Origin of the sequence: Shinella sp. WSJ-2 (assembly GCF_003432075.1) — a bacterium.
Classification (GTDB): Bacteria; Pseudomonadota; Alphaproteobacteria; order Rhizobiales; family Rhizobiaceae; genus Shinella.
On sequence record NZ_QWBU01000025.1, the window covers coordinates 1 to 17400 of the forward strand.

The following is a 17400-nucleotide window of genomic DNA, read 5'->3' on the forward strand; positions in this document are numbered from 1 at the left end:
ACAACGTCACGGTTGCGGTTGAGCTGATCGTTCCGATCGCGATGGAAGAAAAGCTGCGCTTCGCAATCCGCGAAGGCGGCCGCACCGTCGGCGCCGGCATCGTCGCATCGATCGTCGAGTAAGTCTTCGGGTCTTTCGACCCGATGAGGGCCCCGCGGGAAACCGCGGGGCTTTTGCGTTTCGAACGCTTTTGCGAGCGGGCAGGGCGTCTATCGGAATAAGCACTGATTTGTTTTAAGAAATGCGTTTTTCGGGCTTGCCAAGTCCGGCCCCGCGCCGTAAAGACGCCATGCCTTGCCGGTGACGGGCGTTTCGCTTCGGAATACGGCAAGCAGTAGGGGTATAGCTCAGTTGGTAGAGCGGCGGTCTCCAAAACCGCAGGTCGGGGGTTCGAGCCCCTCTGCCCCTGCCATTCCTCGCCGGACAGCGCGGACCACTTGCAGCGACGGTCGGAATGGCGTGACGGTATCGACCGTCATAATTCGTTAAAAGTTCGGTTGCCTCTTGTGAAAAAGGGAATCGGGCTTTATGTAGGGCAAAACAGACACGCGGTGCGTGGGGCTGATATCTCAGCTTTACGCGCCGTAATGGCGTGGACATTCAATGGCATCGAAAACGAATCCGATTGCGTTTCTGCAGCAGGTACGCTCCGAAACGGCAAAAGTGACTTGGCCCTCGCGGCGCGAGACGATGATCTCGACCATCATGGTCTTCGTCATGGTCTTCCTTGCCGCAGTGTTCTTCTTTGCTGCGGATCAGTTGATGGGCTGGGCTGTCGGCCTCGTCCTCGGCGCTGCCGCCTGATCGGTTGGAGATGAACATGGCTTCCCGTTGGTACATCGTCCACGCCTATTCGAATTTCGAAAAGAAAGTCGCCGAGGATATCGAGAACAAGGCCCGTCAGAAGGGTCTCGATCATCTCTTCGAAAAGATCCTTGTGCCGACCGAAAAGGTTGTTGAGGTGCGTCGCGGCCGCAAGGTCGATTCCGAGCGCAAGTTCTTCCCCGGCTATGTGCTGGTGCGGGCGAACCTGACGGACGAGGCGTATCACCTCATCAAGAACACGCCGAAGGTCACGGGCTTCCTTGGTTCCGACAACAAGCCGGTTCCGATCCCGGACAGCGAAGCCGAGCGCATCCTGTCGCAGGTTCAGGATGGCGTCGATCGTCCGAAGCCCTCGGTCTCCTTCGAGATCGGCGAGCAGGTTCGCGTTTCCGACGGTCCGTTCGCCTCGTTCAACGGCACGGTTCAGGACGTCGACGAGGAGCGTTCGCGCCTCAAGGTGGAAGTGTCGATCTTCGGTCGCGCCACCCCGGTCGAGCTGGAATACGCTCAGGTCGAGAAAATCTGATTTCGGCAATCGCCTTCGGGCGTTGCTATTTCGAAATCCAACCCTCGCATCGAGGGTTGGCGGCGGAAGTTTCCGCCAATCGCGTGGAAGGGAAGGCGGCCTGTAGCCGGGCGCTCCGACCGCACCACGCAACCGCAGCCGCCGGTCTTTGATCGGCATCATGGGCCGGGCAACCGGCCGCATTCTGAAAGGCAGAGAAAATGGCTAAGAAAGTTGCAGGCCAGCTCAAGCTTCAGGTCAAGGCAGGATCGGCAAACCCGTCCCCGCCGATCGGCCCGGCGCTTGGTCAGCGTGGCATTAACATCATGGAATTCTGCAAGTCGTTCAACGCAGCGACGCAGGAAATGGAAAAGGGTATGCCGATCCCGGTCGTCATCACCTACTACCAGGACAAGTCCTTCACCTTCGTCATGAAGCAGCCGCCGGTGACCTACTTCCTCAAGAAGGAAGCCAAGATCACTTCGGGCTCCAAGACCCCGGGCAAGGGCGCGACGGTCGGCAAGCTCACCAAGGCTCAGATCAAGTCGATCGCCGAAGCCAAGATGAAGGATCTCAACGCCGCCGATATCGAAGGCGCAATGGCAATGGTCGAGGGCTCCGCCCGCGCCATGGGCCTGGAAGTGGTAGGTTAATTCCATGGCCAAGATCGCAAAGCGCATCCAGAAGATCCGTGAAGGCATCGACCCGACCAAGCTGGTCGCCCTCTCGGACGCAATCGCACTCGTCAAGGAGCGCGCCGTCGCCAAGTTCGACGAAACCGTCGAAATCGCGATGAACCTCGGTGTTGACCCGCGTCACGCTGACCAGATGGTCCGCGGCGTCGTCAACCTGCCGAACGGTACGGGCCGCGACGTTCGCGTTGCCGTCTTCGCTCGTGGCGCCAAGGCTGACGAAGCCAAGGCTGCCGGTGCTGACATCGTCGGCGCCGAAGACCTGCTCGAAATCGTCCAGGGCGGCAAGATCGACTTCGATCGCTGCATCGCGACCCCGGACATGATGCCGCTCGTCGGCCGTCTCGGTAAGGTTCTTGGCCCGCGCGGCATGATGCCGAACCCGAAGGTCGGCACCGTCACCATGGACGTTGCAGGCGCTGTCAAGGCATCCAAGGGCGGTGCTGTCGAGTTCCGCGTCGAGAAGGCTGGTATCATCCACGCCGGCATCGGCAAGGCTTCCTTCGACGCCAAGGCTCTGGAAGAAAACATCAAGGCTTTCGCTGACGCTGTCGTCAAGGCGAAGCCGGCGGGTGCAAAGGGCAACTACGTCAAGCGCGTTGCCATTTCCTCGACGATGGGTCCGGGCGTCAAGATCGACCCCGCGACCGTTTCCTAATTCCGGTTCGGCTCCGGCCGTACCGCAACAGAATTCCCGGCCTTGTCTGGCCGGGAATTTCCGGGACTAAACCCCCGGAACTCCTGTCCGAGATTGCAGGTGGTTAGGCCTTAATCACGTTGCCTGCATGAGACGGGGTGAGACCTGGATTTCTTCCGCGTCGGACGACGCCGAAATTCGGTTCGAACCTACCTTACCTTGTGTCGCGGCCGAGAGGTCGAGCGCGGGGGGACAGGATCCTCGAGCGTCGCTCGGGATCAGCTTTTTGAGATGATCCCTGGCGGCAAAGGTAAACCCGGCAGGTCCCGTGAGAAGTCACGGTCCTGTCAACTGGAGATAGGCACAGTGGAAAGAGCGGAAAAACGCGAATTCGTCACGGAGCTGAACGAAGTCTTCAAGGCTTCCGGTTCGGTTGTCGTGGCCCGCTACGCCGGCATCACCGTTGCACAGATGAACGATCTTCGTTCGAAGATGCGTGCAGCTGGTGGTACCGTCAAGGTCGCGAAGAACCGCCTGGCCAAGATTGCCCTTCAGGGTACGGAGTCGGAAGGGATCACGGATCTCTTCCAGGGTCAGACGCTCATTGCTTACGCAAATGATCCGATGATTGCTCCCAAGGTAGCCATGGATTTCGCCAAGACCAACGACAAGCTCGTTGTTCTCGGTGGCGCCATGGGTGCGACCACACTCGATGCAGAAGCAGTCAAGTCGCTCGCGACCCTGCCTTCGCTCGACGAGCTTCGCGGAAAGCTCCTGGGTCTGCTTGCAGCCCCGGCTACGCGCGTCGCTACGGTCGTTGCAGCACCGGCAAGCCAGCTTGCCCGTGTGTTCGCAGCCTATGCCAAGAAGGACGAAGCCGCTTGAGGCGGTTTTTCGCTGTAAATCAAACTTACCAGTTCGAACCGAACAAAAGGAAATACGAAAATGGCTGATCTCGCAAAGATCGTAGAAGACCTGTCCGCCCTCACCGTTCTGGAAGCCGCTGAGCTTTCGAAGCTTCTCGAAGAGAAGTGGGGCGTTTCGGCTGCTGCTCCCGTAGCAGTTGCTGCTGCTGGCGGCGCTGCTGCTGCTGGCCCGGCTGAAGAAGAAAAGACCGAGTTCGACGTTATCCTGGCTGACGCCGGCGCTAACAAGATCAACGTCATCAAGGAAGTCCGCGCCATCACCGGCCTGGGCCTCAAGGAAGCCAAGGACCTCGTTGAAGGCGCTCCGAAGGCTGTCAAGGAAGGCGTTTCCAAGGCTGAAGCCGCTGACCTCAAGAAGAAGCTTGAGGAAGCCGGCGCCAAGGTCGACGTCAAGTAATATCGGAATGCGGTGGGAGAGGGTTTCGGCCCTCTCCCATTGATGATTCCTCCGAACTGATTACCCAAAAGCCGCAAAAACGGCTTTTGGGTAATGGGTTCTTCAAGAGGATGGTCTTCCTCCAGGCGACAGGGCAATCCGGCCCGTGGCCTGACAGCAAGACGAGATTGAACCAACCCATTGGTCGACGGGATCGACTGGCCAGCGAACCCCGTCTGTTGCAGGCCCGGATGCAAATTTTGAAGGAGCGACGATGGCTCAGACCCTTTCGTTTAACGGTCGTAGGCGCGTACGCAAGTTTTTTGGTAAAATCCCCGAAGTCGCAGAAATGCCAAACCTCATCGAGGTTCAAAAGGCATCCTACGACCAGTTTCTGATGGTTGAAGAGCCCGCCGGCGGTCGTCCGGACGAGGGCCTTCAGTCGGTTTTCAAGTCGGTCTTCCCGATCACCGATTTCTCCGGCGCTTCCATGCTCGAATTCGTCTCCTACGAATTCGAACAGCCGAAGTTCGACGTCGAGGAATGCCGCCAGCGTGATCTGACCTATGCAGCGCCGCTCAAGGTGACGCTGCGCCTCATCGTGTTCGATATCGACGAGGATACCGGCGCGAAGTCGATTAAGGACATCAAGGAACAGAACGTCTACATGGGCGACATGCCGCTCATGACCGACAACGGTACGTTCATCGTTAACGGCACCGAGCGCGTCATCGTCTCCCAAATGCACCGTTCGCCGGGCGTGTTCTTCGATCACGACAAGGGCAAGAGCCATTCTTCCGGCAAGCTGCTCTTTGCTGCCCGCGTCATCCCGTATCGCGGTTCCTGGCTCGACATCGAGTTCGACGCCAAGGACATCGTGCATGCGCGTATCGACCGTCGCCGCAAGATCCCCGTCACCTCGCTCCTCATGGCGCTCGGCATGGACGGCGAAGACATCCTGTCGACCTTCTACACGAAGTCGCTCTACCAGCGTGACGGCAAGGGCTGGCGCGTTCCGTTCAATCCCGACGCGCTGAAGGGCCAGAAGGCCGTCGCGGATATGATTGACGCCGACAGCGGTGAAGTGGTTGTCGAAATCGGCAAGAAGCTGACGCCGCGCCTGCTGCGCTCGCTCTCCGAAAAGGGCCTCAAGGCTCTCAAGGCGACCGATGAAGACCTCTACGGCAACTACCTCGCCGAAGACATCGTCAACTACACGACGGGTGAAATCTACCTCGAAGCCGGCGACGAAATCGACGAGAAGACCCTTCCGGTCATCCTGTCGGCCGGTTTCGACGAAATCCCGGTTCTCGACATCGACCACATCAATGTCGGCGCCTACATCCGCAACACGCTGTCGGCAGACAAGAACGAGAACCGCCAGGACGCTCTGTTCGACATCTACCGCGTCATGCGTCCGGGTGAACCGCCGACCATGGATTCGGCCGAAGCCATGTTCAACACGCTGTTCTTCGATGCGGAGCGTTACGACCTCTCCGCCGTCGGCCGCGTGAAGATGAACATGCGTCTCGACCTCGACGTTGCCGACACGGTCCGCACGCTGCGCAAGGACGATATCCTTGCCGTCGTGAAGATGTTGGTCGAGCTGCGCGACGGGAAGGGCGAGATCGACGACATCGACAACCTCGGCAACCGCCGTGTGCGTTCGGTCGGCGAGCTCATGGAGAACCAGTACCGTCTTGGCCTGCTCCGTATGGAGCGCGCGATCAAGGAACGTATGTCCTCGATCGAAATCGACACGGTGATGCCGCAGGACCTGATCAACGCGAAGCCGGCTGCTGCCGCCGTTCGTGAATTCTTCGGTTCCTCGCAGCTGTCGCAGTTCATGGACCAGGTGAACCCGCTGTCGGAAATCACCCACAAGCGCCGTCTCTCGGCTCTTGGCCCGGGTGGTCTGACCCGCGAGCGCGCCGGCTTCGAAGTCCGCGACGTTCACCCGACCCACTACGGCCGTATTTGCCCGATCGAGACGCCGGAAGGCCCGAACATCGGTCTGATCAACTCGCTCGCAACCTTCGCCCGCGTCAACAAGTACGGCTTCATTGAATCGCCGTACCGCAAGATCGTCGACGGCAAGGTCACGACGGATGTGGTCTACCTCTCCGCCATGGAAGAGGCCAAATACCACGTGGCACAGGCCAACTCGCCGCTGGAAAGCGACAACTCCTTCGCTGAAGAGTTCGTCGTTTGCCGTCACGCCGGCGAAGTCATGCTCGCGCCGCGCGACCAGATCAACCTGATGGACGTTTCGCCGAAGCAGCTTGTTTCGGTCGCGGCGGCGCTCATCCCGTTCCTCGAGAACGACGACGCCAACCGCGCGCTCATGGGTTCGAACATGCAGCGTCAGGCTGTGCCGCTGCTGCGCGCGGAAGCACCGTTCGTTGGCACGGGCATGGAACCGGTCGTCGCCCGTGACTCGGGCGCTGCCATCGCGGCTCGCCGCGGCGGTGTCGTCGACCAGGTCGACGCGACCCGTATCGTTATCCGCGCCACCGAAGACCTCGATCCGTCGAAGTCGGGCGTCGATATCTACCGCCTGCAGAAGTTCCAGCGCTCCAACCAGAACACCTGCGTCAACCAGCGCCCGCTGGTTACCGTCGGCGACGTTCTGAACAAGGGCGACATCATCGCGGACGGTCCGTCGACCGACCTCGGTGACCTGGCCCTCGGCCGCAACGCGCTCGTCGCGTTCATGCCGTGGAACGGCTACAACTACGAAGACTCGATCCTGATGTCCGAACGCATCGTCTCCGACGACGTGTTCACGTCCATCCATATCGAAGAATTCGAAGTCATGGCCCGCGACACCAAGCTGGGTCCGGAAGAAATCACGCGCGACATTCCGAACGTTTCGGAAGAAGCGCTGAAGAACCTCGACGAAGCCGGTATCGTCTATATCGGTGCAGAGGTTCAGCCGGGCGACATCCTGGTCGGCAAGATCACCCCGAAGGGCGAAAGCCCGATGACGCCGGAAGAGAAGCTCCTGCGCGCCATCTTCGGTGAAAAGGCCTCCGACGTTCGCGACACCTCCATGCGCATGCCGCCCGGCACCTTCGGCACCGTCGTCGAAGTTCGCGTCTTCAACCGCCATGGCGTGGAGAAGGACGAACGTGCGATGGCGATCGAGCGTGAAGAGATCGAGCGTCTGGCAAAGGACCGTGACGACGAGCAGGCGATCCTCGACCGTAACGTCTACGGCCGTCTGATCGACATGCTGCGCGGCCACGTCGCCGTTGCTGGCCCGAAGGCCTTCAAGAAGGGCACCGAGCTGTCGAACGCCGTCATCTCCGAATATCCCCGCTCGCAGTGGTGGATGTTCGCCGTCGAGGACGAGAAGGTTCAGGGCGAAATCGAGGCGCTCCGCGGCCAGTACGACGAATCCAAGTCGCGCCTTGAACAGCGCTTCATGGACAAGGTCGAGAAGGTCCAGCGCGGCGACGAAATGCCTCCGGGCGTCATGAAGATGGTCAAGGTCTTCGTCGCTGTGAAGCGCAAGATCCAGCCGGGCGACAAGATGGCCGGCCGTCACGGCAACAAGGGCGTTGTGTCGCGCATCCTGCCGATCGAGGACATGCCGTTCCTCGAAGACGGCACGCATGTCGACATCTGCTTGAACCCGCTGGGCGTGCCTTCGCGCATGAACGTCGGCCAGATCCTCGAAACCCACCTTGCCTGGGCTTGCGCCGGCATGGGCAAGAAGATCGGCGATCTGCTCGACGAGTATCGCAAGACCATGGACATCTCGGACCTGAAGCGCGAGCTGACGGAAGTCTACGAGAGCGAAGCCAAGGACGAAGTCGCCCATTTCGACGACGACGCCCTGGTCAAGCTTGCCGAGCAGTCCCGCAAGGGCGTCTCGATCGCAACGCCGGTCTTCGACGGTGCGCATGAACCCGACGTTGCCAGCATGCTCGAGCGTGCGGGCCTCAACGCCTCCGGTCAGTCGGTTCTGTACGATGGCCGTACGGGTGAAGCCTTCGACCGCAAGGTCACCGTAGGCTACATGTACATGATCAAGCTGAACCACCTCGTGGACGACAAGATCCACGCCCGTTCGATTGGTCCTTACTCCCTCGTTACCCAGCAGCCGCTGGGCGGCAAGGCGCAGTTCGGCGGCCAGCGCTTTGGGGAAATGGAGGTCTGGGCGCTCGAAGCTTACGGCGCCGCCTACACGCTGCAGGAAATGCTGACCGTGAAGTCGGACGACGTCGCGGGCCGCACCAAGGTGTACGAGGCGATCGTTCGTGGCGACGACACGTTCGAAGCGGGCATTCCGGAGAGCTTCAACGTTCTCGTCAAGGAAATGCGCTCGCTCGGTCTGTCGGTCGAACTCGAGAACTCCAAGGTCGACCCGAACGCGGAAGCCGGCCAGCTTCCCGACGCGGCAGAGTGATCTGATCAGGTGCGCGCCGCAAAGGCGCGCACCGTTTCCGCCTCCCGCCTGTTCGGCAGGGGGCGGCTCATCCGTTTCAAGCAGTCGTGCGGCACCCGGGTATCGCCGCATTCGACTGCTAAGCAGAGGGCCATTGGCCCACGAAGGAGATAGGCATGAACCAAGAGGTCATGAACCTTTTCAACCCGCAGGTGCCTGCGCAGACGTTCGACTCCATCCGCATTTCGATCGCGTCGCCGGAAAAGATCCTGTCCTGGTCGTACGGCGAGATCAAGAAGCCGGAAACCATCAACTACCGCACGTTCAAGCCGGAACGCGACGGTCTCTTCTGCGCGCGCATTTTTGGCCCGATCAAGGACTACGAGTGCCTGTGCGGCAAGTACAAGCGCATGAAGTACAAGGGCATCATCTGCGAAAAGTGCGGCGTCGAAGTCACGCTGTCGCGCGTTCGCCGTGAGCGCATGGGCCATATCGAGCTCGCCGCTCCCGTCGCCCATATCTGGTTCCTGAAGTCGCTTCCCTCGCGCATTTCGACGCTGCTCGACATGACGCTGAAGGATGTCGAGCGCGTTCTCTATTTCGAGAACTACATCGTGACCGAGCCGGGCCTCACCGCGCTCAAGGAAAACCAGCTTCTTTCCGAAGAAGAATACATGATCGCTGTCGATGAATATGGTGAAGACCAGTTCACGGCGATGATCGGCGCCGAGGCCATCTACGAGATGCTCGCCTCGATGAACCTCGAGAAGATCGCCGGTGATCTGCGTCAGGACCTGGCCGACACCACGTCGGACCTGAAGCAGAAGAAGCTGATGAAGCGCCTGAAGATCGTCGAGAACTTCATGGAGAGCGGCAACCGTCCGGAATGGATGATCATGAAGGTCGTTCCGGTGATCCCGCCGGATCTGCGCCCGCTCGTGCCCCTGGATGGCGGCCGTTTCGCGACGTCCGACTTGAACGATCTCTATCGTCGCGTCATCAACCGTAACAACCGTCTGAAGCGTCTCATCGAGCTGCGCGCACCGGGCATCATCATCCGTAACGAGAAGCGCATGCTTCAGGAATCGGTTGACGCCCTGTTCGACAACGGTCGCCGCGGTCGCGTCATCACCGGCGCCAACAAGCGTCCGCTGAAGTCGCTGTCCGACATGCTCAAGGGCAAGCAGGGCCGCTTCCGCCAGAACCTGCTCGGCAAGCGCGTCGACTATTCCGGCCGTTCGGTTATCGTGACGGGTCCGGAACTCAAGCTGCACCAGTGCGGTCTGCCGAAGAAGATGGCGCTCGAACTGTTCAAGCCGTTCATCTATGCCCGCCTCGACGCCAAGGGTTTCTCCTCGACCGTCAAGCAGGCCAAGAAGCTCGTTGAAAAGGAAAAGCCTGAGGTCTGGGATATCCTCGACGAGGTCATCCGCGAACATCCGGTTCTCTTGAACCGCGCACCGACGCTGCACCGCCTGGGCATCCAGGCCTTCGAACCGATCCTGGTCGAAGGCAAGGCCATCCAGCTGCACCCGCTCGTCTGCACGGCCTTCAACGCCGACTTCGACGGCGACCAGATGGCTGTTCACGTTCCGCTCTCGCTGGAAGCCCAGCTGGAAGCGCGCGTGCTCATGATGTCGACGAACAACATTCTGCACCCGGCAAACGGCGCACCGATCATCGTTCCTTCGCAGGACATGGTTCTCGGCCTCTACTATCTGGCGATCATGAACCAGAACGAGCCGGGCGAAGGCATGGCCTTCTCCGACATGGGCGAACTGCACCATGCGCTCGAGAACAAGGTCGTGACGCTGCACGCCAAGATCCGTGGTCGCTTCAAGTCGGTTGATGCCGACGGCAAGCCCTACACGAAGATCTATGAGACGACGCCCGGCCGCATGATCATCGGCGAACTGCTGCCGAAGAACGGCAACATTCCGTTCGATATCTGCAACCAGGAAATGACCAAGAAGAACATCTCCAAGATGATCGACACGGTCTACCGTCACTGCGGCCAGAAGGACACGGTCATCTTCTGCGACCGCATCATGCAGCTCGGCTTTGCCCATGCCTGCCGCGCCGGCATTTCGTTCGGCAAGGACGACATGATCATTCCGGAAACCAAGGCGAAGATCGTCGGTGACACCGAAACCCTCGTCAAGGAATACGAGCAGCAGTACAACGACGGCCTGATCACCCAGGGTGAGAAGTACAACAAGGTCGTCGACGCCTGGGGCAAGGCCACCGAAAAGGTTGCCGAGGACATGATGGCCCGCATTAAGGCCGTCGAGTTCGACCCGGAAACCGGTCGCCAGAAGCAGATGAACGCCATCTACATGATGTCGCACTCGGGCGCCCGTGGTTCTCCGAACCAGATGCGTCAGCTGGGCGGCATGCGCGGCCTCATGGCCAAGCCGTCGGGCGAGATCATCGAAACGCCGATCATCTCGAACTTCAAGGAAGGCCTGACCGTGAACGAGTACTTCAACTCGACGCACGGCGCCCGTAAGGGTCTGGCAGACACCGCCTTGAAGACCGCGAACTCCGGTTACCTGACCCGCCGTCTCGTCGACGTCGCGCAGGATTGTATCGTCACGCATGTCGACTGCGGCACCGACAAGGGCCTCACGATGACGGCGATCGTCGACGCCGGCCAGGTCGTGGCTTCGATCGGCACCCGCGTTCTGGGTCGTACCGCACTTGACGATATCGATCATCCGGTCACGGGTGCGCGTATCGTCGATGCGGGCAAGATGATCCTGGAGCCCGATGTCATCGAGATCGAAAAGGCTGGTATCCAGTCGATCCGCATCCGCTCGGCACTGACCTGCGAAATCCAGACCGGCGTCTGCGGCATCTGCTACGGTCGCGACCTTGCACGCGGCACGCCCGTCAACATGGGCGAAGCCGTCGGCGTCATCGCGGCTCAGTCGATCGGTGAACCGGGCACCCAGCTCACGATGCGTACCTTCCACCTGGGCGGCACGGCGACCGTGGTCGACCAGTCGTTCCTGGAAGCATCGTATGAAGGCACGGTGCAGATGAAGAACCGCAACATGCTGCGCAACTCGGACGGTGCACTCGTCGCGATGGGCCGCAACATGGCGATCACCATCCTGGACGAGCGCGGCGTGGAACGCTCCTCGCAGCGCGTCGCCTACGGTTCGAAGATCTACGTCGATGACGGCGACAAGGTGAAGCGCGGCCAGCGTCTCGCCGAGTGGGACCCCTACACCCGTCCGATGATGACGGAAGTGGAAGGTACCGTTCACTTCGAAGACGTCGTCGACGGCATCTCGGTTCTGGAAATGACCGACGAGTCCACCGGTATCACCAAGCGTTCGGTCATCGACTGGCGCTCGACGCCGCGCGGTACGGACCTGAAGCCGGCCATCGTCATCAAGGACAAGAACGGCGCCGTCGCCAAGCTGTCCCGCGGTGGCGAAGCCCGCTTCCTGCTCTCGGTCGACGCGATCCTGTCGGTCGAGCCGGGTCAGAAGGTCTCGCAGGGTGACGTTCTTGCCCGCTCGCCGCTGGAAAGCGCCAAGACCAAGGACATCACCGGTGGTCTGCCGCGCGTTGCCGAACTGTTCGAAGCCCGTCGTCCGAAGGACCACGCCGTCATCGCTGAGATCGATGGTACCGTCCGCTTCGGCCGCGACTACAAGAACAAGCGTCGCGTGCTGATCGAGCCGTCGGAAGACGGTGTCGAGCCGGTCGAGTACCTGATCCCGAAGGGCAAGCCCTTCCACCTTCAGGACGGCGACTATATCGAAAAGGGTGACTACATCCTCGACGGTAACCCGGCACCGCACGACATCCTGGCGATCAAGGGCGTGGAAGCGCTTGCTTCCTACCTCGTGAACGAAATCCAGGAGGTCTACCGACTGCAGGGCGTTGTGATCAACGACAAGCACATCGAGGTGATCGTTCGCCAGATGCTGCAGAAGGTCGAGATCACGGATGCCGGCGACTCGACCTACATCGTCGGTGACAACATCGACCGTATCGAGCTGGAGGACGTCAACGACGCCCTGATCGAGGAAGGCAAGAAGCCGGCATACGGCGAACCGGTCCTCCTCGGTATCACCAAGGCGTCGCTGCAGACCCCGTCGTTCATCTCGGCCGCTTCGTTCCAGGAGACCACCAAGGTTCTCACGGAAGCTGCGATCGCCGGCAAGACCGACGGCCTGCAGGGCCTCAAGGAAAACGTCATCGTCGGCCGCCTCATCCCGGCCGGTACCGGTGGCACCATGACCCAGATCCGCCGCATCGCGACGGCCCGCGACGAGATGATCCTCGATGAGCGCCGCAAGTCGACGGGTGCCGGCGTCGCAACCCCGATGCTGGCGGACCTCGCCGGCGGCGAGGGCGCCGCAGCCGAATAAGGCTGGGTCTTACGAAAATGAAAACGCCGGGCCTTGCGCCCGGCGTTTTGTTTTGGAGGCGCCCGTTAAGGGCTCTATCGGCAGAGTCGCTCACCCGTTCCGGGGCGAGCCCGATGGGGGCAGGGCGTATCTGTCGACGACGGAAAGGCGCCGAACAAGGTCGCTTTGTCCGGAGCTGCCGGTTTTGGCATGAACGACTTTGGGGTGTTTTCGGTTCGAAAATCACTCGCGCGCAGCGTGTGGCCGGTTTTTTGGGGCAGGCTCACCCAATTGGGGGGCAATTCTCACCCGCCTCGATGATAAGAGATTCCAGAAGTGGCGCGTTATTGCGGTGGCGCCGACCGTATGCCGACCTGGACTGTCGACATCGTCACGCAAATTCCCCGCATGAAGATGCGCAGGGTGCAGAACCGCCATTACGGCCGATCACGGGGCTGATCCGGCTGGGCGGCATTTCATTCACCCATGCGTCGGCGCAGGCATTGCTCTCTCAATGCCTGCGCCACTTCATTATGCGAAGCGGATGATCGCGACTTCGCCTTCCAGTGCGCCCTTGTAGGCCGAGGCGTGCGGCTCGTCTTCCGGCTGGCCATTCAGCGTGCCGATCTGGTCGAGATCTGCTTCCAGGAAACCTTCTTCGGAAAGCGCGTTCAGCGCCTCGCGCACGGCGCTGTCGTCATCCGGCGCGCGCAGCATGACGTGGATGTCGATGCCTTCGTCGCCCTCGCGCTCATAGGCCTTGCCGATAATAATGAAGACCATCGGCTCGTCGCCGAGCGTGTTGTTGTCGTTGTCGGCGCTGGATGCCATGGGAGCTCCTTTCGGGTCGGTGTCAGGGGTTGTATAAAGGGTAGGGCGGCAAGACCCAATGACAAAATGCGGGCTGATGCGACTCATGTAATAGAATCGGTGGATGCATTCGCGACGGACAGACTCTTGCCGGTTGATTCCGTTTTCACGCTTTCTTAATGTTCTCAAGCAAGGGCCTCAGCCGTATAAAGTGCCGCCAATGGGGCAGGGTAGGCGGCGGGAAGCCCTGCTTCTCAGGCGGGCCAGCCATTCCGGGCCCGGATTCTTTCGCCGCGCCCCTTGACCTTTTGCCCTTAACTCAGTAGACCGCACGCCATCAGAGCCTATGTGAGGCTGGCTGGTTCGGAATGACTCGTTCTGAAGTTCGCCTCAAACAGGGCTCGACGCACGTTGAGAACATGAATGCTGCACGCATGACGCGGTGATATCGCGTCCTCTGCCTATCAAAGGTCATCCGCTCAGGCGGATCGGCCTTTTATTGCGCATGAACACGCGTGTGGCCATGAGCATTTTGCAGGCAAGCGGAACGCTTGGCGTCGCATAAATGCGGAACCGACTATGCAGGGGCGGCCCGCCGCCCCAAATCCGCCCGCAAGGGTAATGAGACACGATAAGGGATGGGTCTATGCCTACCGTAAACCAGTTGATCCGCAAGCCGCGCCAGGCGTCGGTTAAGCGCAACAAGGTTCCTGCCCTGCAGGAAAACCCCCAGAAGCGCGGCGTTTGCACCCGCGTCTACACGACGACCCCGAAGAAGCCGAACTCGGCTCTGCGTAAGGTCGCCAAGATCCGCCTGACCAATGGCTTCGAAGTCATCGGTTACATCCCGGGCGAAGGCCACAACCTGCAGGAACACTCTGTCGTCATGATCCGTGGCGGCCGCGTAAAGGACTTGCCGGGTGTGCGTTACCACATCATCCGCGGCGTTCTCGACACCCAGGGTGTCAAGAACCGCAAGCAGCGTCGTTCGAAGTACGGCGCGAAGCGTCCGAAGTAATACAGTAACCAGCGCCATTTCGCTGGCCAGATCATTCAAGATTGAGAGACAAAAAGTATGTCCCGTCGCCATAGAGCAGAAAAGCGCGAGATCAACCCGGACCCGAAGTTCGGCGATCTCGTCGTCACCAAATTCATGAACGCCATCATGCTGGACGGCAAGAAGTCCGTCGCCGAAACGATCGTTTACGGCGCCTTCGACGTCCTCCAGGGCAAGGCCAAGCAGGATCCGGTGACGGTTTTCCATTCTGCTCTCGACAACGTCGCTCCGCACGTCGAAGTGCGTTCGCGTCGCGTCGGTGGTGCGACCTACCAGGTTCCGGTCGACGTTCGTCCGGAGCGCCGTCAGGCTCTCGCAATCCGTTGGCTGATCGCAGCTGCCCGCAAGCGTAACGAAACGACCATGGTCGAGCGCCTTTCCGGCGAACTCATGGACGCGGCGAACAATCGTGGCAGCGCAGTGAAGAAGCGCGAAGACACGCACAAGATGGCCGACGCCAACCGTGCATTCTCGCACTACCGCTGGTAACCGAAACTAACGTCTCGAAAGGAGTCCGAAATGGCTCGCGAATACAAAATCGAAGACTACCGTAATTTCGGTATCATGGCGCATATCGACGCCGGCAAGACGACGACGACCGAACGCATCCTCTACTACACCGGCAAGTCCCACAAGATCGGCGAAGTCCATGACGGCGCCGCCACGATGGACTGGATGGAGCAGGAGCAGGAACGCGGCATCACGATCACGTCGGCTGCCACCACGACCTTCTGGAAGGGCCGTGACGGCAAGACCCGCCGTTTCAACATCATCGACACCCCCGGCCACGTCGACTTCACCATCGAAGTCGAACGCTCGCTGCGCGTTCTCGACGGTGCGATCGCTCTTCTCGACGCCAACGCCGGTGTTGAGCCGCAGACGGAAACCGTCTGGCGCCAGGCTGAGAAGTACAACGTTCCGCGCATGATCTTCTGCAACAAGATGGACAAGACCGGCGCGGACTTCTACCGCTCGGTGTCCATGATCAAGTCGCGTCTCGGTGCGATCCCGGTCGTCATGCAGCTGCCGATCGGCGCTGAAAGCGATTTCAAGGGCGTCATCGACCTGATCGAGATGAACGCTCTCGTCTGGCGCGATGAATCGCTCGGCGCCCAGTGGGACGTCGTCGAAATCCCGGAAGACATGAAGGCCCAGGCCGAAGAATACCGCGAGAAGCTCATCGAGACCGTCGTCGAAATCGACGAGGCTGCGATGGAAGCCTATCTCGAAGGTACCTATCCGGACAACGACAAGATCCGCGAACTCGTTCGCCGCGGCACCATCGACGTGAAGTTCCACCCGATGTTCTGCGGTACCGCGTTCAAGAACAAGGGCGTTCAGCCGCTCCTCGACGCCGTCGTCGACTTCCTGCCGTCCCCGGCGGATATCCCGGCGATCAAGGGCATCGACGTCAAGACGGAAGGCGAAATCGAGCGTCACGCTGACGACAACGAGCCGCTCTCCATGCTGGCGTTCAAGATCATGAACGACCCCTTCGTCGGTTCGCTCACCTTCGCCCGCATCTATTCCGGCAAGCTCGAAAAGGGCACGTCGGTCATGAACACGGTCAAGGAAAAGCGCGAGCGTGTCGGCCGTATGCTGCAGATGCACTCCAACTCGCGTGAAGACATCGAAGAAGCCTTTGCGGGCGACATCGTTGCTCTCGCTGGCCTCAAGGACACGACGACGGGTGACACGCTCTGCGATCCGCTGAAGCCGGTCATCCTCGAGCGCATGGAATTCCCGGAACCGGTTATCCAGATCGCGATCGAGCCGAAGACGAAGAACGACCAGGAAAAGATGGGCCTCGCGCTCAACCGCCTGGCCGCCGAAGACCCGTCCTTCCGCGTCAAGACCGACGAAGAGTCCGGCCAGACGATCATCGCAGGCATGGGTGAACTTCACCTCGACATCATCGTCGACCGCATGCGTCGCGAATTCAAGGTCGAAGCCAACGTCGGCGCTCCGCAGGTTGCTTACCGTGAGACGATCACGCGTAAGACCGAGAAGGACTACACGCACAAGAAGCAGACCGGTGGTACCGGTCAGTTCGCCCGCGTGAAGCTCGTTTTCGAACCGAACCCGGATGGCGAAGATTTCCTCTTCGAATCCAAGATCGTCGGCGGTGCTGTTCCGAAGGAATACATCCCGGGCGTTCAGAAGGGTATCGAAAGCGTTCTGTCCTCGGGTCCGCTCGCAGGCTTCCCGATGCTCGGCGTCAAGGCGACGCTCATCGACGGCGCCTTCCACGACGTCGACTCCTCGGTCCTCGCCTTCGAAATCGCATCGCGTGCCTGCTTCCGTGAAGCATCGCGTGAAGCCGGCGCCCAGCTGCTCGAGCCGATGATGAAGGTCGAAGTCGTAACGCCGGAAGACTATGTCGGCGACGTTATCGGCGACCTGAACTCCCGTCGTGGCCAGATCCAGGGCCAGGAATCGCGCGGCGTCGCCGTCGTGATCTCCGCCAACGTGCCGCTGGCCAACATGTTCAAGTACGTGGACAACCTGCGCTCCATGTCGCAGGGCCGCGCCCAGTACTCGATGGTCTTCGACCACTATGCGCCGGTTCCGTCGAACGTCGCGCAGGAAATCCAGGCAAAGTACTCCGGTCAGAAGTGACCGGGGTAACCCGTTAAAAAGTTTGTATGAATTTCCCCTCGCGGGATCACGAATGGAGAGCCGGAAATGGCAAAGAGCAAGTTTGAGCGCAACAAGCCTCACGTAAACATCGGCACGATCGGCCACGTTGACCACGGCAAGACGTCGCTGACGGCAGCGATCACGAAGTACTTCGGCGAGTTCAAGGCGTACG

The 17400-nt window shown here is 60.4% G+C and carries 13 protein-coding genes, 1 tRNA gene and 1 pseudogene; 14 read left to right on the top strand and 1 reads right to left on the bottom strand.

Annotated elements, in window-relative coordinates; translation table 11 throughout:
* From tuf to rpoC, 10 genes and pseudogenes are all read left to right on the top strand, one after another.
* Positions 1–122: pseudogene (tuf, locus tag D0Y60_RS24350) on the top strand (elongation factor Tu); the annotation flags it as partial.
* A gap of 214 nt (positions 123–336) precedes the next feature.
* Positions 337–412: transfer RNA gene (locus D0Y60_RS24355), tRNA-Trp, on the top strand.
* 191 nt (positions 413–603) lie between these two features.
* Complete coding sequence (gene secE, locus D0Y60_RS24360) at positions 604–804, top strand: preprotein translocase subunit SecE (protein ID WP_117372565.1); 201 nt, start codon at positions 604–606, stop codon at positions 802–804.
* A gap of 16 nt (positions 805–820) precedes the next feature.
* Positions 821–1351, top strand: coding sequence for a transcription termination/antitermination protein NusG (gene nusG, locus D0Y60_RS24365; protein WP_064329841.1), 531 nt, complete (start codon positions 821–823; stop codon positions 1349–1351).
* A 200-nt stretch (positions 1352–1551) separates the two neighbouring features.
* Entirely contained in the window at positions 1552–1983 is a 432-nt protein-coding gene (rplK, locus tag D0Y60_RS24370) for a 50S ribosomal protein L11 (RefSeq protein ID WP_023517311.1), read from the top strand.
* A 4-nt stretch (positions 1984–1987) separates the two neighbouring features.
* On the top strand, positions 1988–2680 hold the full coding sequence (gene rplA, locus D0Y60_RS24375) for a 50S ribosomal protein L1 (protein WP_117372566.1): 693 nt from the start codon (positions 1988–1990) through the stop codon (positions 2678–2680).
* A gap of 345 nt (positions 2681–3025) precedes the next feature.
* Positions 3026–3544, top strand: a complete 519-nt coding sequence (gene rplJ, locus D0Y60_RS24380; protein ID WP_117372567.1) for a 50S ribosomal protein L10 — start codon at positions 3026–3028, stop codon at positions 3542–3544.
* Between the two features lie 60 nt (positions 3545–3604).
* Entirely contained in the window at positions 3605–3982 is a 378-nt protein-coding gene (gene rplL, locus D0Y60_RS24385) for a 50S ribosomal protein L7/L12 (RefSeq protein WP_117372568.1), read from the top strand.
* Positions 3983–4235: 253 nt separating this feature from the next.
* Complete coding sequence (gene rpoB, locus D0Y60_RS24390) at positions 4236–8375, top strand: DNA-directed RNA polymerase subunit beta (RefSeq protein WP_117372569.1); 4140 nt, start codon at positions 4236–4238, stop codon at positions 8373–8375.
* A 155-nt stretch (positions 8376–8530) separates the two neighbouring features.
* A complete protein-coding gene (rpoC, locus tag D0Y60_RS24395; protein ID WP_117372570.1) occupies positions 8531–12742 on the top strand; it encodes a DNA-directed RNA polymerase subunit beta' in 4212 nt (1403 codons plus the stop codon).
* Between the two features lie 510 nt (positions 12743–13252).
* On the opposite strand, the gene D0Y60_RS24400 is transcribed toward rpoC, so the two are convergent.
* A complete protein-coding gene (locus D0Y60_RS24400; RefSeq protein WP_117372571.1) occupies positions 13253–13552 on the bottom strand; it encodes a transcriptional regulator in 300 nt (99 codons plus the stop codon).
* Between the two features lie 625 nt (positions 13553–14177).
* Between D0Y60_RS24400 and rpsL the strand changes: the two genes are divergently transcribed.
* The 4 genes from rpsL to D0Y60_RS24420 all read left to right on the top strand — a co-directional run.
* Positions 14178–14549 carry a 30S ribosomal protein S12 gene (gene rpsL, locus D0Y60_RS24405; RefSeq protein WP_022719193.1) on the top strand — a complete coding sequence of 124 codons (372 nt, stop codon included), beginning with the start codon at positions 14178–14180 and terminating at the stop codon, positions 14547–14549.
* A 57-nt stretch (positions 14550–14606) separates the two neighbouring features.
* The gene (gene rpsG, locus D0Y60_RS24410; RefSeq protein ID WP_117372572.1) at positions 14607–15077 is read left to right on the top strand and encodes a 30S ribosomal protein S7; all 471 of its coding nucleotides are present in this window, start codon (positions 14607–14609) and stop codon (positions 15075–15077) included.
* Between the two features lie 30 nt (positions 15078–15107).
* The gene (gene fusA, locus D0Y60_RS24415; RefSeq protein ID WP_117372573.1) at positions 15108–17207 is read left to right on the top strand and encodes an elongation factor G; all 2100 of its coding nucleotides are present in this window, start codon (positions 15108–15110) and stop codon (positions 17205–17207) included.
* A gap of 66 nt (positions 17208–17273) precedes the next feature.
* A partial coding sequence (locus D0Y60_RS24420; protein WP_244520023.1) for a GTP-binding protein occupies positions 17274–17400 on the top strand: 127 nt, incomplete at its 3' end.

What these genes read in the sequence shown, in the direction of transcription:
- secE (WP_117372565.1), top strand. Translation starts at nt 604, where the DNA reads ATGGCATCGAAAACGAATCCGATTGCGTTTCTGCAGCAGGTACGCTCC.
- nusG (WP_064329841.1), top strand. Translation starts at nt 821, where the DNA reads ATGGCTTCCCGTTGGTACATCGTCCACGCCTATTCGAATTTCGAAAAG.
- rplK (WP_023517311.1), top strand. Translation starts at nt 1,552, where the DNA reads ATGGCTAAGAAAGTTGCAGGCCAGCTCAAGCTTCAGGTCAAGGCAGGA.
- rplA (WP_117372566.1), top strand. Translation starts at nt 1,988, where the DNA reads ATGGCCAAGATCGCAAAGCGCATCCAGAAGATCCGTGAAGGCATCGAC.
- rplL (WP_117372568.1), top strand. Translation starts at nt 3,605, where the DNA reads ATGGCTGATCTCGCAAAGATCGTAGAAGACCTGTCCGCCCTCACCGTT.
- rpoB (WP_117372569.1), top strand. Translation starts at nt 4,236, where the DNA reads ATGGCTCAGACCCTTTCGTTTAACGGTCGTAGGCGCGTACGCAAGTTT.
- rpoC (WP_117372570.1), top strand. Translation starts at nt 8,531, where the DNA reads ATGAACCAAGAGGTCATGAACCTTTTCAACCCGCAGGTGCCTGCGCAG.
- D0Y60_RS24400 (WP_117372571.1), bottom strand. Translation starts at nt 13,552, where the DNA reads ATGGCATCCAGCGCCGACAACGACAACAACACGCTCGGCGACGAGCCG.
- rpsL (WP_022719193.1), top strand. Translation starts at nt 14,178, where the DNA reads ATGCCTACCGTAAACCAGTTGATCCGCAAGCCGCGCCAGGCGTCGGTT.
- rpsG (WP_117372572.1), top strand. Translation starts at nt 14,607, where the DNA reads ATGTCCCGTCGCCATAGAGCAGAAAAGCGCGAGATCAACCCGGACCCG.
- fusA (WP_117372573.1), top strand. Translation starts at nt 15,108, where the DNA reads ATGGCTCGCGAATACAAAATCGAAGACTACCGTAATTTCGGTATCATG.